The sequence below is a fragment of the Streptomyces sp. NPDC034670 genome (assembly GCF_055574875.1).
On the sequence record NZ_JBVITR010000008.1, the window covers coordinates 21,869 to 43,025 of the forward strand.

The 21,157-nt window shown below is 72.3% G+C and carries 18 protein-coding genes; 5 read left to right on the plus strand and 13 right to left on the minus strand.

Annotated features, from left to right (window positions below; translation table 11 throughout):
- Window positions 1–4: 4 nt before the first annotated feature.
- The 5 genes from ACZ56B_RS08285 to ACZ56B_RS08305 all read right to left on the minus strand — a co-directional run bounded on the left by ACZ56B_RS08285 (window position 5) and on the right by ACZ56B_RS08305 (window position 6,640).
- A complete protein-coding gene (locus tag ACZ56B_RS08285; RefSeq protein ID WP_468787575.1) occupies window positions 5–1,822 on the minus strand; it encodes a CocE/NonD family hydrolase in 1,818 nt (605 codons plus the stop codon).
- Window positions 1,798–3,297 carry an arabinosylfuranosidase ArfA gene (arfA, locus tag ACZ56B_RS08290; RefSeq protein WP_468787577.1) on the minus strand — a complete coding sequence of 500 codons (1,500 nt, stop codon included), beginning with the start codon at window positions 3,295–3,297 and terminating at the stop codon, window positions 1,798–1,800. The genes ACZ56B_RS08285 and arfA overlap by 25 nt, the downstream gene beginning before the upstream one ends.
- 127 nt (window positions 3,298–3,424) lie before the next feature.
- A complete protein-coding gene (locus ACZ56B_RS08295; RefSeq protein WP_468787579.1) occupies window positions 3,425–4,318 on the minus strand; it encodes a carbohydrate ABC transporter permease in 894 nt (297 codons plus the stop codon).
- Window positions 4,318–5,340, minus strand: a complete 1,023-nt coding sequence (locus tag ACZ56B_RS08300; protein WP_468787581.1) for a carbohydrate ABC transporter permease — start codon at window positions 5,338–5,340, stop codon at window positions 4,318–4,320. Before ACZ56B_RS08300 ends, ACZ56B_RS08295 begins: the two co-directional genes overlap by 1 nt.
- A gap of 10 nt (window positions 5,341–5,350) precedes the next feature.
- Entirely contained in the window at window positions 5,351–6,640 is a 1,290-nt protein-coding gene (locus tag ACZ56B_RS08305; protein ID WP_468787583.1) for an ABC transporter substrate-binding protein, read from the minus strand.
- Between the two features lie 634 nt (window positions 6,641–7,274).
- On the opposite strand from ACZ56B_RS08305, the gene ACZ56B_RS08310 reads away from it, so the two are divergent.
- Window positions 7,275–7,976, plus strand: a complete 702-nt coding sequence (locus ACZ56B_RS08310; protein ID WP_468787823.1) for a 2-phosphosulfolactate phosphatase — start codon at window positions 7,275–7,277, stop codon at window positions 7,974–7,976.
- 251 nt (window positions 7,977–8,227) lie between these two features.
- Here ACZ56B_RS08310 and ACZ56B_RS08315 read toward each other — a convergent pair whose 3' ends face one another.
- Window positions 8,228–9,112 carry a fructosamine kinase family protein gene (locus tag ACZ56B_RS08315; RefSeq protein ID WP_468787585.1) on the minus strand — a complete coding sequence of 295 codons (885 nt, stop codon included), beginning with the start codon at window positions 9,110–9,112 and terminating at the stop codon, window positions 8,228–8,230.
- Between the two features lie 230 nt (window positions 9,113–9,342).
- On the minus strand, window positions 9,343–10,407 hold the full coding sequence (locus tag ACZ56B_RS08320; protein WP_468787587.1) for a GNAT family N-acetyltransferase: 1,065 nt from the start codon (window positions 10,405–10,407) through the stop codon (window positions 9,343–9,345).
- A gap of 30 nt (window positions 10,408–10,437) precedes the next feature.
- On the opposite strand from ACZ56B_RS08320, the gene ACZ56B_RS08325 reads away from it, so the two are divergent.
- Window positions 10,438–10,902 carry a MarR family winged helix-turn-helix transcriptional regulator gene (locus ACZ56B_RS08325; RefSeq protein WP_468787589.1) on the plus strand — a complete coding sequence of 155 codons (465 nt, stop codon included), beginning with the start codon at window positions 10,438–10,440 and terminating at the stop codon, window positions 10,900–10,902.
- 102 nt (window positions 10,903–11,004) lie between these two features.
- Window positions 11,005–12,258, plus strand: coding sequence for a GNAT family N-acetyltransferase (locus ACZ56B_RS08330; RefSeq protein ID WP_468787591.1), 1,254 nt, complete (start codon window positions 11,005–11,007; stop codon window positions 12,256–12,258).
- Window positions 12,259–12,610: 352 nt separating this feature from the next.
- Here ACZ56B_RS08330 and ACZ56B_RS08335 read toward each other — a convergent pair whose 3' ends face one another.
- The 4 genes from ACZ56B_RS08335 to ACZ56B_RS08350 all read right to left on the minus strand — a co-directional run bounded on the left by ACZ56B_RS08335 (window position 12,611) and on the right by ACZ56B_RS08350 (window position 16,420).
- Window positions 12,611–13,741 (minus strand): helix-turn-helix transcriptional regulator, encoded by a 1,131-nt coding sequence (locus tag ACZ56B_RS08335; RefSeq protein ID WP_468787593.1) that lies wholly within the window; start codon window positions 13,739–13,741, stop codon window positions 12,611–12,613.
- Between the two features lie 121 nt (window positions 13,742–13,862).
- Window positions 13,863–14,390: a hypothetical protein gene (locus tag ACZ56B_RS08340; RefSeq protein ID WP_468787595.1), complete on the minus strand. Its 528-nt coding sequence runs from the start codon at window positions 14,388–14,390 to the stop codon at window positions 13,863–13,865.
- Between the two features lie 260 nt (window positions 14,391–14,650).
- Complete coding sequence (locus ACZ56B_RS08345) at window positions 14,651–15,079, minus strand: VOC family protein (protein WP_468787597.1); 429 nt, start codon at window positions 15,077–15,079, stop codon at window positions 14,651–14,653.
- 375 nt (window positions 15,080–15,454) lie between these two features.
- The gene (locus tag ACZ56B_RS08350; RefSeq protein WP_468787599.1) at window positions 15,455–16,420 is read right to left on the minus strand and encodes a YihY/virulence factor BrkB family protein; all 966 of its coding nucleotides are present in this window, start codon (window positions 16,418–16,420) and stop codon (window positions 15,455–15,457) included.
- Between the two features lie 721 nt (window positions 16,421–17,141).
- On the opposite strand from ACZ56B_RS08350, the gene ACZ56B_RS08355 reads away from it, so the two are divergent.
- The gene (locus ACZ56B_RS08355; protein WP_468787825.1) at window positions 17,142–18,479 is read left to right on the plus strand and encodes an MFS transporter; all 1,338 of its coding nucleotides are present in this window, start codon (window positions 17,142–17,144) and stop codon (window positions 18,477–18,479) included.
- 612 nt (window positions 18,480–19,091) lie between these two features.
- On the opposite strand, the gene ACZ56B_RS08360 is transcribed toward ACZ56B_RS08355, so the two are convergent.
- Together ACZ56B_RS08360 and ACZ56B_RS08365 are read right to left on the minus strand one after the other, a co-directional pair.
- On the minus strand, window positions 19,092–19,985 hold the full coding sequence (locus tag ACZ56B_RS08360; RefSeq protein ID WP_468787601.1) for a class I SAM-dependent methyltransferase: 894 nt from the start codon (window positions 19,983–19,985) through the stop codon (window positions 19,092–19,094).
- A gap of 131 nt (window positions 19,986–20,116) precedes the next feature.
- Window positions 20,117–20,731 (minus strand): helix-turn-helix domain-containing protein, encoded by a 615-nt coding sequence (locus ACZ56B_RS08365; protein ID WP_468787603.1) that lies wholly within the window; start codon window positions 20,729–20,731, stop codon window positions 20,117–20,119.
- 91 nt (window positions 20,732–20,822) lie between these two features.
- Here ACZ56B_RS08365 and ACZ56B_RS08370 point away from each other — a divergent pair, with 91 nt between their 5' ends.
- Window positions 20,823–21,032 carry a hypothetical protein gene (locus tag ACZ56B_RS08370; RefSeq protein WP_468787605.1) on the plus strand — a complete coding sequence of 70 codons (210 nt, stop codon included), beginning with the start codon at window positions 20,823–20,825 and terminating at the stop codon, window positions 21,030–21,032.
- Window positions 21,033–21,157 lie beyond the last annotated feature (125 nt).

The following is a 21,157-nucleotide window of genomic DNA, read 5'->3' on the forward strand; positions in this document are numbered from 1 at the left end:
GGCCTCATCGCGGGGCCGTCGTCACGACCTGGAGGACGAGGCGGCTCGGACGGGCAGCGCCATGACGGATCGTGTATTGCGCCGCGGTGGACTCCGTGGTCGCCCCGGCCGGACCGAAGGCGTTGCGTCCGACGTCCCAGCGGGGTGACGAACTCGGTGCGATGTCGACGCGCACCCGGTGGCCCGGCAGGAACGTGTGTGCCGTCGACCAGAGGTCCACGACGAACTCCTGGTCCCGGCCCGGCTCGACCGGCCGCCTGTCGCCCAGGCCCGTGACCGGGTCGACGGACCGCGCCGACCCCCGCTGCACGCCGTCGGTGACGACGCGGCTGCTGCCGTCCGGGTGCTCGTCGCACAGCCGCACCACCACATCCGCGTCCGTTCCCGTGGTCGCGAGGTGGACGACGGCACGGACCGCGCCCATCACCGTGAGTTCCTCGGCGAGCGGCACGGTGCGCCACGAGACCACGTCCTGCCGCGCCTCGATCGCCGTCTGGTCGGCCGGTCCCGCCTCGAACGGCGCGAAGAGGAGCACCGCACCGCCGCACGTCGGCACCGGAGACGCCGGATCGCTGGTCAGCCGCCGTTCACCGCTCTGGGCCGGCTCGGTCGCGAGTGTCTCCCCGGCGTTCAGGTACAGCTCGAGCGTCCGCGTGTCGCGCGGGGGGAACTCGTCCGCTTCGATCCACCGGTTCGCGCCCATCAGGAACACGCGCACCGGCGGCGTGTCCGCCGCGCCCGCGCGCAGGGCGGTGTCGAACCACCGCACGTGCCGCGCGGTGAGGTCTCCGCCGCCGCCGAGATCGTCGGCGGACGCGCCGGGCCCGAAGTCCACACCGGCTGTCCGGCCCGACATGTCGTCGTGCGACCAGGGGCCGACCAGAAGACGGGGCACCGGCCCGCCGGTGTCCTTCGCGCGGCGCAGCAGCCGCCGGTAGAGCTCCAGGGTCGATCCGAGGAAGACGTCGAACCATCCGCCGATCAGGAAGACCGGGATGCCGATCGCGTCGATCCGGTCGACGATCTTCCCGTCGCGGTGACGCGCCGACCCGAGCGGCTCCCGCAACCGGTCCAGACCCCACTCGACGATCGCCTCGGCGTCCCATCCGGCGTGCGGGGTTCCGGCCCGGAACGCGTCGCGGGTCGCGATCGCTCGCTCGGTCGCTTCCCACCGCTTCCGCTCGGCCTCCCGTTCGCGGGCGGAGCCGATGCGCGCGATCGTGTCCGGGGCGATCGCGTAGTGCGTCCACGCGAGGGTGCTGCCGATCTCCGGCACCCCGCCGCGGAACCGGAAACCGTCGAGCGCCGACATCGCCGGCGTCATGGCGGCAGCGATCGCCCGCAGCGCCGGGGCGCCTCCCAGAAGGGCGCTGAACTGGGTGTCCGAGGCGTAGGACGCGCCCCACATCCCGACGGTGCCGGTGCATTCGGGGCGTGCCGCGAGCCAGGCCACGGCATCGGCGCCGTCGGCCACCTCCTGCGCACAGGGCTCGAAGACGCCTTCGGAGCCGAAGCGGCCCCGTACGTCCTGGAGCGCGACGAGGTAACCGGCGGCGACGAGGCGCCCGACGTCGAGCATCCCGTCGTGTTCCTCACGGGTCACGTCATAGGGATGGCGGGTCAGCAGGGCCGGCCACGGCCCGGCCCCGTGCGGGACCAGCAGGACGGTCCGAAGCCGTGTCCCGTCGCGCAACGCACAGGTCACCTCGCGGCGCTCGGCGACCGGGTCCGGCGATTCACGGGCCGGGGCGCCGCGCCGGAGGGGAGCCGGCTCCTGAACGGGGCTCGTGCCGTCGCTCACCGGAGGGCGACCGCCGTCCACGACGTCGGCGGCAGTTCGATGGTGAGCAGGCCGTCGGCGAGTGCCGCGCCGGTGTTCGCGGCCGGGGTCACCCGGTCCTGCCGGGCGAGCGTGTTCTTCGCGTACACGTCGGAGTCGGCGAGCGTGACCGCCTCGGTGATGCGCGAGGAGCCGAGGCCGCGCACATCGATCGTGACCCGCGCGGCTTCCGCCAGGTCGCGGTTGACGAGGAAGACGGCGGCCCGGTCCTCGTCGGCGGTCGCGACGGCGTCGACGACGGATGCCTCCCCGTAGCGCGCCGTTTCGTACGTCGGCGCCTCGATCAGGGGTCGGATCACCTCGCCGGAGGCGAGCCGGCTCGTGATCGAGAACGGGTAGAAGGTCGTCTGGCGCCAGGCCGGGCCGCCGGGCTCGGTCATGATCGGAGCGATCACGTTGACGAGCTGCGCGAGGGACGCCGAGGTGACGCGGTCGCTGCGGCGCAGGAGCGTCATCAGCAGGCTGCCGACGACGACGGCGTCCGCCACCGTGTAGGTGTCCTCCAGGAGCCGGGGGGCGTGGCGCCACTCGTCGTGGGTCTTCTCGGACTCCTGGTGCTCCTTGAGGTACCAGACGTTCCACTCGTCGAAGGAGATGTTGATCTTCTTGTGGGAGCGTCTCTTGTGCCCCACGTGGTCGGCGGTCGCGACGACGGTGTCGATGAAGTGGTCCATGTCGATCGCCGAGGCGAGGAAGGAGCCGAGGTCGCCGTCGTGCTCCTGGTAGTACGCGTGGCACGAGACGTAGTCGACGTGGTCGTAGCTGTGCTCGAGTACGGTGCGCTCCCAGTCCCCGAAGGTGGGCATCGTGGATCCGGAGGAGCCGCAGACGACGAGTTCGAGGTCCTGGTCGGCCCTCTTCATCGCGGCGGCGGTGCGGGCGGCCACCTTGCCGTAGTCGTCCGCCGTCATGAACCCGGTCTGCCAGGGGCCGTCCATTTCGTTGCCGAGGCACCACATGCGCACGTCGTGCGGTTCCGGTGTGCCGTTGGCGATGCGCAGGTCCGACAGCGCCGTGCCGGAGGGGTGGTTGGCGTACTCGAGCAGGTCCAGGGCGGGCAGGACGCCTCGTGTGGCCACGTTGACCGCCAGCATCAGCTCGGAGTCGGTGAGCTTGAGCCATCTGGCGAACTCGTCGAGGCCGACCTGGTTCGATTCGAGGGAGCGCCAGGCGAGGTCGCGGCGTACCGGGCGTTCCTCGCGCGGGCCGACGGAGTCTTCCCAGCGGAACCCGGAGACGAAGTTGCCGCCCGGGTAGCGGACGGTCGTGGTGCCGAGTTCCCTGACGAGTTCGACGACGTCCATGCGGAACCCGTCGTCGTTCGCGCTCGGGTGTCCGGGCTCGTAGAGCCCGGTGTACACGCAGCGGCCGAGGTGCTCGACGAACGAGCCGAAGGTGCGGCGCCGGACGGGAGCGACGACGGCCTTCCTGTCGAGTTCGATGTGGGCGCGGGGCAATGCGGTGGTCCTTTCCGGGGGATGACGGGGGCGCGGGCCGGTGGTGCCGTCGGTCAGCGGCCCGCCCCTGCCGCAAGGCACGGCAGGGGCAGGTGGGGGGCGGTCGGTTCGGGTCCTGGTACCGGTGTCAGCCCTTCACGGCACCGGTGAGGCCGCCGACGATGCGCTTCTCGAAGACCGAGAAGAAGATCAGTGCGGGCAGCATGGCGAGTGAGGTGAAGGCGAGAACCTTCGCGGTGTCCGTGGAGTACTGCGAGGAGAAGACCTGGACGCCGAGCGGCAGGGTGTAGTTCGCCTGCGAGTTGAGGACGTACAGGGGCAGGAGGTAGTTGTTCCAGCTGCCGACGAATCCGAGGATGCCGACGGTGACCACACCGGGCAGCGACAGCGGGACCACCATGCGGAGGAAGAAACCGAGTCGGCTCATGCCGTCGAGCGCGGCGGCCTCCTCGATCTCGTTCGGGATGGCTCTGAGGAACGGCACGAGGATGATGACGGTCGTCGGCAGGCCGAAGGCGATCTGCGGGATGATCACGCCGAGCAGGTTGTCGACGAGGCCGAGGTCCTTGATGACGAGGTACAGCGGAGTGATCGCGATGACCATCGGGAACATCAGGCCCGCGGCGAACAGGGAGTACATCGCGCCCTTGAGTCTGAAGTCGTAGCGTGCGATCACGAAGCTCACCATCAGACCGAGGGCGACGATGCCGACGGTGCTGGTGATCGCGACGATGAGGGAGTTGGCGAACTCGCCCCAGAACACGGCCGACTTCAGGATGCCGGTGTAGTTGCCGACCACCCAGGGGCGCGGCAGGGCCGCCGGTTCCGTGGTGATCTGCGCGTTGGTGCGAAACCCGCCGAGCACGATGTAGAGCACCGGTGCGATGCAGACGCCGACGAAGAGCAGCGCGACGAAGTAGGCGACGGGGCTGCCCCACTTCTGCGGCTTGTCGCGGCGGCCGGTGGGTGCCTTCGGCTCCGGCGCGGGGGACGTCCGGGAGGTGGTGGTCGTCGCGCTCATCACACGGTCCCTTCGGTGACGGCGCCCCTGAGGTCGCGGCGCAGGACGAAGCGCTGGTAGATCAGCGCGACGACGAGCGAGATCACGAACATCACGACCGCGACGGCGCTGCCGTAGCCGTAGTTGCCCGCGTTGCGGCCCTGGGCGAGCATGTAGATCGCCATGGTCGAGGTGCCCGCGGTGCCCGAGACGTACTGGCCCCAGATGATGTAGACGAGGTCGAACAACTGCAGCGAGCCGATGATCGACAGGAAGGCCCAGATGCGGATCGTCGGGCCCAGCAGCGGCAGCGTGATGCGGCGCTGGATCTGCCAGTAGGAGGCGCCGTCGATCTGCGCGGCCTCGAAGACCTCGTCGGGGATCGACTGCAGGCCGGCGAGCATCAGGATCACCGCGAAGCCGATGTACTTCCACGTGATGATGGCCATCAGCGTCCAGACGGCCAGGTCCGGGTCGGCGATCCAGTCGGCTTCCAGGGAGCCCAGGCCGATCCGGTGCAGCAGGTCGTTGACGGCTCCGTCGCTCTGGAGCATCAGGCTCCAGCCGGTGCCGACGATGACCTCGGAGATGATGTAGGGCACGAAGACCAGGACGCGGATGGCCGAGCGGCCGCGGATCCTCCGGTTGAGCAGGAGGGCGAGGACGATCGCCAGCGGGCCCTGGATGACCAGTGAGAGCACCAGGATCAGGCCGTTGTGCCACAGCACGTCGTGGAACGCGGAGTCGGTGAGGATCAGCCTGTAGTTGTTCAGGCCGACCCAGTCGGTGGGCTCTCCGTAGCCTTTCCACTGGTAGAAGCCGTAGTACGCGGCGAGCGCGACCGGGAAGATCACGAATGCCAGGAACGTGATGACCGCCGGCGCGGACAGGACCGTGATCTCCAGTCGCGTCCTGGCACGGCCTCGGCGGTGCGCGGCCGCTCGCGGCGGAGCCGGGGGCACGGACGTGGCCGTGCCCCCGGTTCCGGGCGTGCCCTGCGGCCGGCGGCCGCCGGCCGTGTCAGGGCCCGGGGTGTGGCTCATGTCTGCTTACTCAGCCCTTCTCGGCGGCAGCCTTGACGTCCTTGACGATGTCGGCGGCGGTGCCCTTGCCGGCCATCAGGTTCACGACGGCGATGTTCATGGCGTTGCCGACGTTCTGGCCGTACACGGTGTCGAGGAACTGCATCGAGTAGGCGGCCTTGTTGAAGGCCTGCAGGGCCGAGATGTTGTAGGGCTCGGTGACGACCCCCTGGGCCTGCTCGTTCACCGGGATGGTGTCGAAGGCCTCGGCGTAGGCCTCCTGCTGTTCCTTGGTCACGACGAACTGGAGGAAGCCCAGGGCCTCCTTCGGGGCGTTCTTGGAGAGCGAGTATCCGGCGGCGCCGCCCATGATGGCGGTCGGCTCGCCCTTGCCGCCGGGCACGGCGGGGAAGGGGAACCAGCCCAGGTCGGGGAGCGGCTTCTTGTCCGGGGTCAGGTCGGCGATCACACCGGGATTCCAGTTGCCCATGAGCTCCATGGCCGCCTTGTGGTTGGCGATCATGCCCGCCGAGGACCCGGCGCCCTGCTGCGACGTTGCCGTCAGGAAGCCCTTCTGGAAGGGTTCGGTCCCCAGGAGTCCGGCGAGGTCTTCGCCGGCCTCGGTCCAGCACGGGTCGTCGAACGTGAGCGACTGGGCGGCCTCCTGCATGGTCTCCTGGCTGCACTCGCGCAGGGCGAAGTTGTAGTACCAGTGCGCGGCCGGCCAGGCGTCCTTGGCGCCGACCGCGATCGGCGCGACCTTGATCGCCTTCAGCTTCGCGACGGCGTCCTCGAGCTCGTCCATCGTCGTCGGCGTCGAGGTGATGCCGGCCTTCTTGAACAGGTCCTTGCTGTAGTAGATGCCCTCGGGCTGCGTGTCGAGCGGCATCGCGTAGACCTTGCCGTCGATCGAGAGGCCCTCGAGGGCCGCCTCGCCCACGTTCGCCCTGTCGGTGTCGGTCAGTTCCAGTGCCTGGATCTGACCGGCGTCGACCATGGCCCGCATCTTGCCGCCACCGCGCTGCAGGAAGATGTCGGGCGCGGAGTTCGAGTTGAGCGCGTTCTGCAGCTTGCCGTCGAGGTCCTCGTTCTGGACCGACTGGATCTTGATCGTGACGTCCGGGTGCAGCGCTCGGTACGCCTTCGCGGCGTCCTTCCAGTACTGCGCACCGCGCCCTTCCATGGCGTTCGTCCAGAGGGTCACCGTGCCCTGGCCGTCGGACGAACCGCCGCCGTCGCCGCCGCCGGCGCAGCCGGCAGCGGCGAGTGCGATGCACAAGCCGATCGCGGCAGCCGTCGCGCTGCGGGTTCTCCTCGTCATCGTGGAACTCCCTGATCCGTTGTCAGTGATCCAACTGCTGATTTTTTGCGCAAACTAATGGGCCGTCCGCGAAGCAGGAGCAAGATGTACCGCTCAAAATGAACGAGGGGCAACCAACAGTTTTCGCAAGTTGCGCAATCGTTACCGACACAACAGCCGTCGCGCGTGATCACGAACGGGTGCGGTGACGATCAGGAACGCGCTCAGTCGCACCCGGCCGGGGCGGGCACCGGGAGGACGCCGAACACCGACGGGCGGACCGCTCGACGCCCTGACGCCGCTTCCCCGTCTCCCCACGGCGCGCAGCACGCTGGGCGAGGGACGGCCGATCCCCCCGCCCGTCCCGGCGGCCCTCGCCCCACACCGCACCGCGGCAGAGGAACCCACCGCGCGGGGTCGGCGTCCCGCTCACAGCCTTCCCCGAGCGGGTGGCGCGTTCGACCCGCCGGGCGGAGCAGCGCCTCGTGTCCGCTGACGGCCGTGCGCGGGTGACTGCGCGGGACGATCGAGCAGGCGTGCCGCCGCGGATCCCTTCGCGACGCGGGCAGCCGGAGATGCCGCACCCCGGGGCCACACGTGTGATGTGGATCACTTCCCGGGTGCCTGGAGCCGGGCATCCGCGAGCATGACCGGCATGGACTGTCGTTTCGTTGGCATCGCTGAGCTGGTCGAGACCCCGTCCGTGGCGGTCGTGGTCGACGTCATGCGCGCTTTCACGGTGGCTGCCTGGGCCTTCGCCCAGGGGGCGGAGAAGATCGTTCTCGCTGGGTCGCCGGACGAAGCCCTGGCGCTCAAGGCTCGCCACCCGGATTGGGCGGCGCTCAAGGACGGGCCGCCCGCGCCCGGGTTCGACATGGTCAACTCGCCGGGTCTGCTGCGGTCCGTCGACCTTCGCGGACGGACCGTCGTGCAGAAGACCACGGCAGGGACGGTCGGCGCCCTCGCCGTCAGGGAAGCGTCGCTGGTGCTGTGCGCCGGCTTCGTGGTGGCGGAGGCCACGGCTCGGCTCTTGCGGACGCGCAGGAGTGACGACGTCACGTTCGTGGTCACCGGCGAAGACGGGCGGGCCGAGGAAGACCTGGCGTGCGCGCAGTACATCGCCCGGAGGGCCACCGGGGCCGGGACGGACGCATCTGAGTTCCTCCGCCGCGCCACCGGGTCGCGCGCCGCCGCCGAGCTGGCGGAAGGCGTGCGTCGAGGAGCCCATCCCGATGACGTCGCGCTCTGCCTCGAGGTCGACCGGTTCCCCTTTGCCCTGGTGGCGGCCTTGGAAGGCCCGCTCATGGTCGTCCGCCCGTGTGCCGTGCCTTCGCCGGCCGACGGTGCCCCGATCTGATCGACGGGTCCGACCCGCACGGTGCGAGAGCCGGCGCTCGGCCGGTACGCGGCATCAGCTGCCCGTCCTGACGGCGGTGGTTCGGGGCGGCGGTAGCCGGCCGGCCCCGGGTGCGCCGACAGCGGCTTCGCGGAGCCGGCCGGGGCCGGGTGCGACGGTGGGAAGCGGTGCGCCCGCCGGCACCGGGCCGGCGAAGAGGCCCGCGCGGTCGGCGCCGAGGCGGCGCGGTGCGTCGTACTTCTCGCGGGCGCTCAGGACCGCTGCCGGAACGGGGCGAGCGTGGCGCGCACGAGGTCGGCGGCGCCCCAGTCGGGGTCGAACTGGGCGATCACGGCCAGGTGTTGGCGCAGCTGGAGGATCGGCATCCGTTCGCGCCAGTCACGGTCGAGCCCGGTCAGCTCGGCGTACAGCTCGAAGAACACATGCGCCTCGGGCGGCGGCGCTGTCGTCCACAGGTGGGCCAGGTCGACCTCGGCCCAGGTGTACGACACGGCGGGGTCGATCAGCGCGGGTCGCCCGTCGGGGGCGGCCATGACGTTCAGCGCCCACAGGTCGCCGTGCGTCAGGCACGCGGGCCTGACCGGCAGCAGCTCGGGCAGCCGGTCGCACAGCCGCTCCAGCGCCGCCCGGTCCGTGGCGTCGAGCGCCTCCCGGACCCGACGCTCGCCGAGCCAGCGCAGCAGACGGTGCCGGGCGAAGAACTCGAACCCGTCGTCGGCCCAGGTGTTGACCTGCCGGCGACGGCCCAGCCAGTTGTCCCGGTGCCACCCGAACCGGGGGTACCGCGTGGTGGTGTGCAGGTGGGCGAGCGCGTGCGCGAGCTGCTCCCAGAAGGCCTCGGTGTCCGGCCGGGGCCGCAGCACGGACAGCACGAGCAGATCGCGGTCCGCGAGGATGACCTCGGGCGTGGCGATGCCGCCCGCCTCGCGCAACACCGTGAGCCCTTCGGCCTCTGCGGTGAAGGCGTCGTCCGACGGTGGCTCGCCGAACGCCTTGACGAACACCGACGTGCCGTCAGCGCGGCGCGCGAGCCCCGCGGTCGCGGCGAGGCCCCCGGTGGCCGGCTCGATCGCGACGGCGTCGGTCAGGCCTGCCGCGTGGAGGCGTTCGAGCAGGAAGGACGTCGTCTCTGTCACGGGTGTGCTCCTCTCCGCCGGTCCCGCATCATGGCATCGGGGGCGAGCCCACGGCGGCCCGTTCGTCGGGCCGGGTCAGACCGCACATCCTCGGCGCCGGCTCGTCCCCGGCGGCGCGGCGGTCGGCGCCATCCGGCTGCCGGGCGGCCTGAGCGGCACGGCGATCGGCTGGTCCGCGGCACTGCCGTCCGCTCCGGCCGCGGGCAGGCCGGGGCCGACGGCGCCCGCGCTCAGGCGGGGACGGCTTTGGCCAGGCTCACCACGCCGTCGTCCGGCGCGTCGGGAAGCGGTACGTATCCCTGCCCCTGGTAGAGGGTGAGGTTGCGGTGGCTGGCGGCACCGGTGGACAGGACGATACGCCGGCACCCCTCCCCGGCCGCCTCGGCCCGGCGCAGCAGCCACCGTCCCACGCCGAGCCCCCGCAGGTCGGGGGCGACGGCGAGCCGCCCGACCTGCAGGTCGGCGCCGGTGCGACGCGTGCGGACCATCCCGAGCAGCCGTCCGTCCCGCCACAGTCCCGTCGTGTGCCAGTCGGCCAGCCAGGCCCGCACGTCGTCCGGCGACTCGTGGAGCGCCGGGATCGCCAGGGTGTCGTTGGCGAGCGCCTCCTCCATCCAGCAGCAGCGCTGCAGCACCGTCACCTCGGGGGCGTCGTCCGGGCCGAGGCGCCGTGCGTACGAGCCGGGGAGCGGGCCCGCCAGGGCGTCCGCGTGCGCGTGCTCGCGCAGCGGGGCCAGGGCCCGTGAGACCCGTACGAGTTCCGACAGCAGCCCCTCGGCCGCGTCGGCGTGACGCGCCGCGGGGGTGAACCGGTCCTCCTGCATCGCGTCCGCGATCCGTATCGCGACGGTCGCCCCCAGGGGGACGAGGCGCAGGGTGGTCACCACCTGCTTGGCGTGCTGGACCGCGCGGGTGCCGGCCGAGGTGTGGCCGTAGCTGACGAAGCCGACCGGCTTCCAGGCCCATTCCGGGCCCAGGTAGTCGAGCGCGTTCTTCAGGGTCGCCGGCATGCCGTAGTTGTACTCGGGCGTCACGAGGACGAAGCCGTCCGCCCCGTCGACGATCCGGCTCCAGCGGCGGGTGTGCTCGTGGTGGTGGACACCGGTCGACGGGTGCTCCTCCTCGTCCAGGAAGGGCAGGCCCAGGTCGCCGATGGCCAGGGGCACGAGGTCCGCGTCGAGCATGTCGGCGCGCGCCGCGAGCGTCCCGGTCAGCCACTCGCCGACGGCGGGGCCAAGGGCGCCGGGGCGCGTGCTGCAGACCAGTACGACGATGCGGAGTCGTTTCGTTGTCATGGAAACGAAAGTAGCCGGTAGATTGATTACATGTCAACGAACGAGACGGATCCGCCGGTCCGCTGGCTCGCAGCCGATGAGGAGCGCGTCTGGCGGACGTACCTCCGCATGGTGACCGCGGTACGGGTCCGCACCGCGCAGGACCTGGCCTCACACGGGTTGTCCGAGCCGGACTACGAGGTGCTCAGCACCTTGTCCGAGCGCACCGACGGCACCAGCACGCTGCGCGAGCAGGCCGCCAAGATGGGGTGGTCACGAAGCCGTCTGTCCCGCCACGCCACCCGCATGGAGGCGCGCGACCTCATCCGGCGCGCACCGGACCCCACCGACGGTCGGGGCTGCCTCCTGGTCCTCACCGAGACGGGGTGGGACACGCTCCGGGAAGCAGCCCCGACCCATGTCGCCTCCGTACGACGGCACTTCGTCGACCGGCTCGACCCCGGGGAACTCGCGGCGCTCGGCCGCATCGCGGAGAAGCTCGCCGATGGCCCCTAGGCATCCGCGCCACCCGGACGGAACCCACCGGGCCGCCGACGGCGGACCGGCTGCAGACGGGCCGAGTCATCAGCTCCGTCAGATGTGCTGTACACATGTTCGGTGACCACTTCTCAGTTCCGGCTTCGCTGTGTTACCGAGCAGGAGTTCGTTCCCTGGGCGCGCATGATCGCCGACACCTACGGCATGGACCGGTCGGAGGAGGAACTGGCCGATCAGCGAGCCGCGACGGACCTCGCTCGCACCCTGGCCGTGTTCGACCGGGGCGAGCCGGTCGCCGGGGCCTCCGTTTACAGCCGGATGCTGACCGTGCCCGGTGGTGTCCTGCCCGTGGCGGGGATCGCCTCGGTGGGCGTGGCCCCGACGCACCGCCGCCGCGGCCTCCTCACCTCGATGATGCGCGCCCAGTTGACCGACCTGCACGAGCAGCGCCGCGAGGCGATCGCCGCGCTCCGTCCCTCCGAGGCCGGCATCTACGGACGGTACGGCTACGGCCCCGCGACCGTCGGCAACCGGATGCGCTGCGACCGGCGTGCCGTGCGCTTCCGCCCGGACACCGACTTCGGCGACGGAACCGTCCGGCTGCGGCACGCCGACCGTGCCCGCCCCCTCCTCGAGGAGATCTACGACCGGGTCCGCGCCACCACGGTCGGCTGGCCCGACCGGCAGGCGGCCCACTGGGCGGTGCGCCTCGCCGACTACCCGCACCGGCGCGGCGGCGCGACCTCGCTCCGGTTCGCCGTGCACCACGAGCGCGACGGACGTGCCACCGGTTACGCGCTCTACCGGCACAGCTCCGCGCCGGACGGGTCCGGCGGCAGTGCCGCGGTGGTGGAGGTGCTGGAACTGGCGGCGTGCTCGCGGCAGGCGTACGCGGCACTGTGGCGCTTCCTCGCCGGGATCGACCTGGTGACCCGGATCGACTACGAGGGCGCCGTGGACGAGCCCCTGCCCCACCTGCTCACCGAGCCCCGGGCGGTCCAGGCCGCACCGGTGGACCGTCTGTGGCTGCGGCTGGCCGACGTCGACAGGGCCTTGGCGGGCCGGAGTTACAGCCTCCCGCTGGACCTGGTCCTGGACGTGCGGGACGACTTCTGCCCGTGGAACAACGGGCGCCACCGGCTGCAGGCGGAGGCGGGGAACACCCTCTGCGAACCCACGACCGCCCCGGCCGACCTACGGCTGACGGCGGCGGAACTCGGCGCCGCCTTCCTCGGCGGCACCTCGCTGACCGCCCTCGCGGCCGCCGGCCTCGTCGAGGAACTGCGGGGTGGTGCGCTCCCCCGCGCCTCGGCGGCCTTCCGCGGTGAACGCGCGCCCTGGTACCCCGGCGGCTGGGCCTTCCCGCTCTACTGAACGGCCCTTCGGACACCGCTGCCGCAGACGGCCGCTGCGGTGCTGTCGCTTCTCGGGTTCCGGCTCGACTTGCGTGACGTCAGCGGTCACGCCGGGCCCAGGACGATGCCCTTCCCGGTGCCTCACAGGTCAGACGGGTGGGGCAGGTTCCCGAAGCCAGCGCTCCTGCGCGCACCGGCTGCGGCGCGCCCCGCAGGGTGGTCCGATGTTCGGTGGAGCACGCTCCCGGCAGGCCCGGGGCCGCCGCAACCACGGACGTGTCGTCGCCGTGCAGGCTGTCCTGCCGGCCGGGGGCGGCCTCGTGCCGGAGCTCGCCCTCCCGGTGAACGACGGTGTCCTAATGCTTGCTTCTTCAGTCCTGGGGACGACGGTGCGGTGCGGACGCCGGCGGAATCATGTCCGGCAGGTAGTGACGAGCGAAGAGCGTGGCGACCAGATCCCGCCGGCTGCGGACGCCCGTCTTGTCGAACACCGCCTTCAGGTGATCCTGGACGGTGTGCGGTGACAAGCCCGCACTGCGGCTGATGTCGGCTGTGGACCGCCCCCGCAACACCAGGGCCATGATGTCCCGCTCACGGGGAGTCAGCCCGTACGCCGCGACGATCAGCGCGATGTGCTCGGCGGGACCGGCCCGTTCGACGACGACGGCGGTGCGGGCCGAGGCCGCCGCGGGTTCCTCCAGGCGCCAGGCGTGCAACCGTACCCGGCCGTGCCTGGGGCTGTGCATCCACGAGGTGTGGGAGGCCGCGGCCCCCGCGGCCTGCACCGCCGCTGCCACCGCGTACACGGCGGGGGGCAGTCCGCGGTCCCCGGGGGGCACGCCGCCGGCGTGCGCCAGGTCGTCGAACCACATGGCCACGGTGGGCGTCGCATGGACCACCCGGTGGTCGCCGTCCAGCAGCACCAGTCCCGGCGCCGTCCCCGAGGCGTTCTCCTCGGCGAGCCGCGTCAGGTGCAGCCGGCGCAGTGCGCTCCCCAACGGCCGGACCAGCGACGCCGCCGCAGCCAGCTCCGGGGAGCCGAACGGGGGCGCGTCGTCCGCGCGGCCCATGATCAGGGCACCCCACGCCCCGTGACGGTCCCGCAGCAGCACACGCAGCTCGTCGCGGAAGCCGAGGGGCCGCATGATGTCGCGGTACCGGGGACTGAGGTCGAGGTTCCCGCCCGTCTCCCGGCTGAGCAGGCCCACCGGCGTCGGTCTGGCCGCCAGGTCCGACAGGTCGTTGGCGTCCCCCTCGCGGTACTCGATGTCGAGCATCCGCGGCATCATGGCGGGCGGCAGGCCGTCCCGGTAGTCACCACCGGTGTTCATCAACGTCTGCGGATCCACGGTCACACAGGCGCACACGTCGAACCGCAGCAGGGGCCGTACGACCCGTTTCACCGCCTCGAAGAACTCCTCGTCGCTCCGCGCGGACCGCGCCGCCCGCGCCGCCGCGTCCCCGATCTCGCCGACCCGCCTTGCTCCCCCAGAGCGCCTCATGGTCCGAGGCTAAGCGTGCCCGACGGTTCCCGAGCCCGGTTCGCGCAGGTAGCTGTGCCTCCGCTTGCCGTGCCCGGGAACCGTCGATGTCCGAGACGCGCGATCGACGCCTCGATACGGGTCAGCGGTTGTTGTGCAGGACGAGGTTGAGCTTGGCCCAGTCCTTGCCGCCGTTCTCCCCGTTGCGGAGCGTGATCTCGCTGACCGTCGAGGTCTGTCCCGCGGGGACGTAGCGGTTGAAGTTGTACTCGGCGTCGAGGTCGGTGTTGGTGTCGTTCGTGCCCTCGTAGAACCGCAGGGTCACATAGATCATGACTCCGCCGCCGGCGTCCGTCTCCGCGGACACGTGCTTCTCCACACGGATCTCGCCCCCGCACGTGGTCTCCCACCACACCGACGGCGTGCGGACCTCGTTCACCCAGCTCTCGGAGGCGACGTTGCCGTTGCAGTACGTACCGGCAGCGAAGACGCCCTCGTCGTCGCGGATCGTGTAGGTGCCGGTCAGAGCGACGTTCCGCCACACGGAGGCGGTGACCGCGTCACCCGCCGCGGACGGGGCCGCGACAGCAGCCGGAGCTCCCGCCACCGTCAGGCCGGCAACGGCCGCGGCCGCGGCCAGCGTCCCCACGGCTTTTCTTCGCATGGACATCTCTTCCCCCTCGTCGTCGTCACCGAATGCGCCGAAGGCGGCTCACCGCCCTCGACCGGGTAAAGAGTGCCGCGGTCGGCCGGCGCGTCCCATCCCAGACATCTGGGGGTCCCACCACCGTCCGGAGGACGGCGGCGTTCACACCGCCATGCTCGGCATCGCCCGGCCGCACATCCCCGCCCTCACGGGGCAACTCCCGCCCGGTGCGGGACCGGAGAGGTCCAGGAAGGGCGGCTCCCACCTCTCCGGCCCGGGAGTGCTCAGTCGAGACAGAACTCGTTGCCCTCGATGTCCTGCATGGGGATGCACGCGTCGTTGCCGTCGTACAGCGTTTGCACGTGGACCGCGCCGAGCGGGACCAGCCGCGCGCATTCGGCCTCGAGCGCGGCGAGGCGTTCTTCGCCCACGAGTCCGGTGGCGACCCGCACGTCGAGATGCACCCGGTTCTTGGCGGCCTTCCCCTCGGGGACGCGCTGGAAGTACAGTCGCGGGCCCACACCCGTGGGGTCGACACAGGCGAACCACGCGTCCCGTTGCTCAGGTGGCTGCGACTGCTTGAAGTCGTCCCAGGTGGCGTGTCCCTCCGGTGGCGGCGGTACGACGTACCCCAACACCTCGCACCAGAACCGAGCGAGGCGCTCAGGCTCTGCGCAGTCGAAGGTGACCTGGAACTTCCTGATCGCTGACATCGGCGCACCGTACCAGGCAGGACCCTGCCGTTCCGCCCGTTTCCGGGTGGGCCCGCCGGCGTCCCCTCGCGCCCCGGGCCACCTCGGACGCCGAGTGATCAAACCGGTCGTGCCACGAGAACGACGCGGCCCCGGCGGCGCAGCCCACGGGTGGTCCTCGGAGTGCGGCCCCGATCCGCCGCCCCCGCGCGCGGCCACGCGCGGGCGTCCGGCGGCATCCCGCCGCGAAGGCCGGCAGAGGATGTCACCGGCCCCGGCCGGTGGCGCAGTCGAGCGCCGCGTCCCGGAACAGTGCCGGGGTGATGCCGGTCGGGTGCCCTGCCGGAGCGAATGCCGCGGGTGGGGACGGACCGGTCCGCGGTTCCTCCTCGCCGGTCAACGGCCCGGCCCGGGATCCGGCTGTACCGCGGCGTCGATACCGGCACGCGCCGCCTCCAACTGGGCCGCGAACGCAATGCCGAGGAAGAGGGCGACGGCGGTGAGGTTGGCCCACAACAGCAGGGCGACGAAGGCGGTGAGCGGTCCGTACAGGGCGCCGAACGCGCCGCTTTCCCTGACGTACAGCGCGAGCAGCCACGTCGCCGCGACCCACAGCAGGAGGTGGACGGCCGAGCCGAAGGCCAGCCACGTGTAGCCGGGCTGGACCCGTCGGGGCGACCAGCGGAAGATCACCGCAGAGGCGATCCACGCCAGCGCCAGCCCCACCGGCAGGTCGAGCGCGCCCCACCACCCCGTGCCGCTGTCCGGCCCCCCGGCCACGTGGGCCACCGCGTCGCCGACGGCGTCACCGGCGACGAGCGCGATGAAGCCGAGCACCAGCGGCAGGCCCGCCGCGAGCGCGAGGAGGACGGCCCTGCCGTACTTACGGGGGAAGGGACGGTCGCGTTCGATGCCGTAGATGCGGTTGGCGCCCCGCTCGATCTGGCCCATGGCCGAGGCGAGGTTCAGCAGGGCGAAGCCCAGACCGAGCCACAGGGCCAGCGTGGACCAGACGTCGTCGTGAGCGCTGCGCCGCGTCCCGGCGAAGGCGTCCCGGACGAGGTCGGCGCTGGCACCGGGAACGATTCGGCCGAGGGTGAGTTCGATGACCCGGCCCACGCTCTCGGTGTGCACCGAGGTCGCCAGGCCCACCAGCGCCACCGTGAACGGCACCAGACCGAGGACGGCTTGGAAGGCGAGCGCCCGGGCATTGGTGAACCCGTCCGCGTAGCGGAAACGAGCGAAGGAGTCGGTGAGCAGGCGCAGGCTCCCGTAGTGCCGCAGCGCGGCGAACGCCTCGTCGCCGGAGAGTTCGTCCCCGATCATGTCCCGGGTCTGCGGGACGTGGACGACGGTCCCCATACGCGCACACTCCTCGCCTCGAGCGGGCCTGCTCCGTTCATTGAACCTTTTCCGGCCTGGATGTCGCCGGCCGTGATGCCGGTGACGCTCCCGCGGAGGCGTGAGGCCGGAGGGCCCGGAGGGCGGTCATGGGCGGTGGTGCGAGGCCGGTGGTGGCCGTGGTGGGCGTTCCGGACCGTGGCCGCCCGGGCTCGCACCTCCTCGGAGGTCCACCGGCGGGCGTGGAACAGTTCTTCGGTGAGGATGCGCCGGTAGCGCTCGGCCTTGCCCGCCGGTGCGCCGGAGGGCTTCGCGCGCCGGGCGGCCCCGGCCTGCTCGGGGTCACGGCCGTGGGCCCGCCACCCGGCCGATGCCCGTGGAGGCACCCCGGTTCCACCGGCATCGGCCGTGTCACCGCCGTCATGTCCCGCAGCGCCCAGAGGTCGCGCGGACGGGAGGGCATACGGGGAGACAGCACCGTCGGCTCCGGTAGCATCGGGGACATGTCCGGTGCTTCGTGCGCGGCTTGTGCCGCGGTGACGAGGACGCTCCGCTAGCGGCGGGGCGTTCGTCTCACTTCTGTTGAACGTTCTGCTGCTTCGTGGTGGGACCGGAGCGGCACGTTCGTGCTGCTCGGAACTTCTTCTGGGCAACGGAGCACTCGGTGTTTTCAGGCATTCTCTCTTCGCGCGGGGACGGATCGTCCCCGGTGCGCGCGTGGCTGGTGCTGTGCTGCACGGCCATGCTGCAGTTCTTCATCGCGGTGGACGTGACCGTGGTCAACGTCGCCCTGCCCTCGATCGGCGCCGACTTCGGGGTCGACGGTCACGCCCTGGCCTGGGTCGTGGTCGGGTACACGATCACCGGCGGCGGGCTGCTGATGCTCGGCGGCCGGCTGGGCGACGTGCTCGGCAGGCGCCGCATCCTCCTGCTCGGCACGACGCTCTTCGGTGCCGCGTCCTTGCTGGCCGGGCTCGCGCCGTCGTTCACCGTGCTGGTGACGGCCCGGCTGCTGCAGGGCGCCGGGGAGGCGATCGCGCTTCCGGCGGCGATGGCGGTGGTCGTGCTCATGTTCCCCGAGGGGCCGCGCAGGTCGCGGGCGCTGAGCGTGTGGGCGGCCGTCGCGAGCTGTGGCCTCGTCCTCGGGTTCGTGGTCTCCGGGATCATCACCGAGCTGCTCGGCTGGCGGTGGATCTTCCTGGTGTCCGTGCCGTTCATCCTGGTCGTGCTCGCCGCCGCGGCCCTTCTCGTGCCGGGCGAACGGCCCTCCGGGTCCGCGCCTTTGGACCTTCCCGGTGCGCTCCTGCTGGTCGCGGCTCCGCTGCTGTTCACCCTCGGCGTCGTCGAGGCGGGCGAGGCGGACGGCCCGCTGCCCTGGCTGCCGCCGGCGGCGCTGGCCGGCGCGGTGGCGGCCGGGGCCCTGTTCGTCAGGGTCGAGCGCCGTTCACGCAACCCGCTCGTGCCGCCGCGGTTCTTCCGCCACCGGCCGCGCGTCCTGGCCAACCTCGCCACCGCCCTGCTGAGCGCGGCCCTGTCCACCTCGTTCCTGCTGTTCACCTACTACCTGCAGGACCGGTGGGGCGCCGGCCCGCTGCGGGCCGGTCTGACGATGCTGCCCCTGGCGGTGTCCCTGATCGCGGCCTCGGTGCTGGTGCCCCGGCTGCTCGGACGGTGGGGTGCCCGGGCCTGTGTCCTGGCCGGGATCGGCTTCACCGCGCCGGCGCTGGCCGCCATCGCCCTGGTCTCCTCCCTCGGGGCCACCGGCTGGGCGTTGATTCCGGCCATGGTGCTCGTCGCGGCCGGGATGGGGTTCGGGATCGTCGGGCTGCAGTACGTCGCGGTGACCGGCGTGACCGAGGAGGACGCCGGCATCGCCTCCGGCGTCCAGCGCGCCGCCGACCAACTGGGCGGTTCCACCGGTGTCGCGCTCTGTGTCGGCATCGGGTTCGCTCCCGCCCTGGACGGCACCGACCCGTTCCTCGCCAGCAGCGTGCTGGCCGTCGCCGGGCTCGCGGCGGCCGGGTGCGTCGCCTGGCGGATCTCCCTGCCCGCCGCGGTGGCGGAGGAAACACCCGGGTGATTGCGGGCGCGGGGGGGGGGGGGGGGGGGGGGGGGGGGGGGGGGGTGGTGGGGGGGGTGGGGGGGGGGGGGGGGAGGGAGGGAGGAGTCGAGGGGGGTTGGGGTGGGGCGACAGATGGCCTGTGGTGGTGACGGCCCCGGCCCCGGAGACAGCAGGTCCACGATCACCACCGGCCGAGCGGAGGACCTCAGAGGTCCCCGCAGAAGCTGCCGCCCAAGTGACCGTGGACTTGTCCGCTCGCTGGTGGGGGCGCGGGGACGCGTCAGTCGCGGCCGTGGACCGTGTCGGACCGACTGGGGTCGCCGATCGAGCCGTTGCCGCCTGGTCCGGGGGTGAAGCCGGGGGCGGGCCGGCCGCGGGTGCCGGGCCCGCGGGCGTCGTGCGGGATCCCGTCCGTGCCGCACCCCGGGACCCGGCGGGAGCGCCCTCCCAGGGGCCGGGCTTCGGCTCGGGCATGACCTGCCGGCGGCGCCCGGCCGCCCGGAACGGGGCCGGTGTGCGGGAGAAGCTGCCCCGGGTGCTTCCGAAGAAGCTGCGGTCGGCGGGGAAGCCCGACTGGTCACGGGCGGTGGTCGAGGCTGCCCGGCAGGCGACCGCGGGGTGCGCCGGGTGTCAGGCGCGGCGGGCGGCCCAGACGGTGCGCTCGGTGCGCACGGCGAGATCCTCGCGGCGCAGAAGGCTGTTCGGACTGCTGGTGTCCAGGAGCTCGTCGAGTGCGGCGAGGTCCTCGGGGCTGAGGGCGGGCGCGGCGGCGCCGCGGATGCGCCGCAGGCTGCCGTAGGCGTAGCGGCCGATCGCTTCGCTGCGCTCGCCTTCGATGTCGACGGTGACGGTGCGCTCGTCCTCGACGGTGAAGCCGGCGGCTGTCAGCATCGGGCCCCAGTCGGTGCCGCGGTGCGGAACGTGCTCGGCGTGGAAGCCGTCGGTCGCGGCATGGGCGCGCTCTTCGAGGCCGGGCCGGCTCTCCGGGGCGTGGGCGGGCAGGAAGCGCGGGAAGCCCGCGAGCTCGACGACGGCGAACAGGCCGTCGGGGGCGAGCAGTTCGCGCACGCTCCGCAGGGTGCGGCCGGGGTCGGCCATGTGGTGCATCGAGGCCGAGGCCCACACCAGGTCCGGCGTGCCGAGGTCGGGCCAGTGGTCGGTGTCGAGGTCGGCCCGCACGGTCCGTACGCGCCCCTCGACACCACGGGCGCATGCCTTCTCGCGCAGGGTCCGGAGGTGCCCGGCCGAGGTGTCGACGGCGGTGACGTGCGCGTCGGGGAAGCGTTCGAGGAGCGCGAAGGTTCCCGCGCCGGTGCCGCAGCCCAGGTCCACGATCCGGCGCGGCTCGCTCTTCAGCGGCAGCCAGGCGGTGATGGACGCCGTGTGCCCGGCGAGCACCTCGGCGTCCAGATCGAGGATCTCCGCCTGACCGCCGTCATCGTGTTCTTGGTGGCCGCCATGGCCGTGGTCGCGGTGGTGAGCGTTTTCGCCGTGGTGGGGGATGTGCTGATGCATTCGGGTCATGGCATCACCGTAAGCCGGTCATGCTCCTGCCGCACGAGCGCTTGCGGAATACGCAAGGAAGTGGCTCGACGCGCTGCCCGCCACGCAATATCACCCACCGCACCGTGGGCCTTCGGCACGACCGCGGCCCGTCATTCGCGGGGGCCCCGGGCGCCTGCGCAGTCGGCCTGGGAGCCGTCGGCACCGGCGTCCTTCTGGTGGCCGCGGCGGGCGTCGCGGTCGAAGATGCCCAGGATCTCGCACGGTCCGCCCTCGGCGCCGATGGCGTGCGGCATCATGGTGGGGAACTCCGCGGCCTGGTTGGTTTCGATGCGAAAGCGCCGGTGGCCGAGCATGAGGACGGCGGTGCCGGACAGCACCACCAGCCATTCGCGGCCGGGGTGGGCGCGCATGCGGGCCGGGTTGTCGGGCGGCGGGTCGGTCATCCGCTGACGCACCACGCTCATGCCGGGGTCCCCCTTCACGGGCCAGCGCATCAGGCCGTGCGCGCCGTCGATCATCGGACTGACGACGACGTCGTCGGCGGCGTTCTCCACGAGCTGGTCCAAGGTGGTGTCCAGGGCCCGGGCGAGGGTGACCAGCTGGTCCAGGGCGAGGCGGCGCTGACCGTTCTCGATGCGACTCAGCGAGGACTGGCTGAGGTTGGCGCGCCCGGCCAGCTCCTCCAGCGACCAGCCCTGCGCGACGCGCAGGGCGCGGATCCGTTTGCGTACGAGGCTGTCCAGCTGTCCATCTTCTTGCGCCATGGGCAACATGGTATGCCCTTGGTGCAACGTGGGCTTAACGTCGAGCACAGCTGGTCCGGCACGGGGGCCAGGTGCGACGAAAGGGCGCGACATGTCCGCGCGGACCTCCCACCACGAGAGCGGCGTGTGGGTGGCCGGCAACGCCACCGGCCTCACCGCCCGGGCCGGGGCCTCCGCCGCGGCCGGCGCCCGGGCCGGCTCCCCCACCGACGCCGTGCCCGCCGCCGCGGACACCGACGTCGCGGACACCGACGTCGCGGACACCGACGTCGCGCTCGCCGCGCAGAAGACCACCGGCTGACCTGTATAGGCCCCACCGCTGAAGGACCGCGGGGGGGGGGGGGGGGGGGGGGGGGGGGGGGGGGGGGGGGGGGGGGGGGGGGGCGGCGGGGAGGGGGGGGGGGGGGGGGGGGGGGCGTGCCGTCG

Excerpts from the sequence above, each read along its gene's own strand:
- ACZ56B_RS08295 (WP_468787579.1), bottom strand. The coding sequence starts at position 4,318 with ATGAGCGCGACGACCACCACCTCCCGGACGTCCCCCGCGCCGGAGCCG.
- ACZ56B_RS08300 (WP_468787581.1), bottom strand. The coding sequence starts at position 5,340 with ATGAGCCACACCCCGGGCCCTGACACGGCCGGCGGCCGCCGGCCGCAG.
- ACZ56B_RS08305 (WP_468787583.1), bottom strand. The coding sequence starts at position 6,640 with ATGACGAGGAGAACCCGCAGCGCGACGGCTGCCGCGATCGGCTTGTGC.
- ACZ56B_RS08310 (WP_468787823.1), top strand. The coding sequence starts at position 7,275 with ATGGACTGTCGTTTCGTTGGCATCGCTGAGCTGGTCGAGACCCCGTCC.
- ACZ56B_RS08320 (WP_468787587.1), bottom strand. The coding sequence starts at position 10,407 with ATGACAACGAAACGACTCCGCATCGTCGTACTGGTCTGCAGCACGCGC.
- ACZ56B_RS08325 (WP_468787589.1), top strand. The coding sequence starts at position 10,438 with ATGTCAACGAACGAGACGGATCCGCCGGTCCGCTGGCTCGCAGCCGAT.
- ACZ56B_RS08335 (WP_468787593.1), bottom strand. The coding sequence starts at position 13,741 with ATGAGGCGCTCTGGGGGAGCAAGGCGGGTCGGCGAGATCGGGGACGCG.
- ACZ56B_RS08340 (WP_468787595.1), bottom strand. The coding sequence starts at position 14,390 with ATGTCCATGCGAAGAAAAGCCGTGGGGACGCTGGCCGCGGCCGCGGCC.
- ACZ56B_RS08345 (WP_468787597.1), bottom strand. The coding sequence starts at position 15,079 with ATGTCAGCGATCAGGAAGTTCCAGGTCACCTTCGACTGCGCAGAGCCT.
- ACZ56B_RS08350 (WP_468787599.1), bottom strand. The coding sequence starts at position 16,420 with ATGGGGACCGTCGTCCACGTCCCGCAGACCCGGGACATGATCGGGGAC.
- ACZ56B_RS08355 (WP_468787825.1), top strand. The coding sequence starts at position 17,142 with ATGCTGCAGTTCTTCATCGCGGTGGACGTGACCGTGGTCAACGTCGCC.
- ACZ56B_RS08360 (WP_468787601.1), bottom strand. The coding sequence starts at position 19,985 with ATGACCCGAATGCATCAGCACATCCCCCACCACGGCGAAAACGCTCAC.
- ACZ56B_RS08365 (WP_468787603.1), bottom strand. The coding sequence starts at position 20,731 with ATGGCGCAAGAAGATGGACAGCTGGACAGCCTCGTACGCAAACGGATC.
- ACZ56B_RS08370 (WP_468787605.1), top strand. The coding sequence starts at position 20,823 with ATGTCCGCGCGGACCTCCCACCACGAGAGCGGCGTGTGGGTGGCCGGC.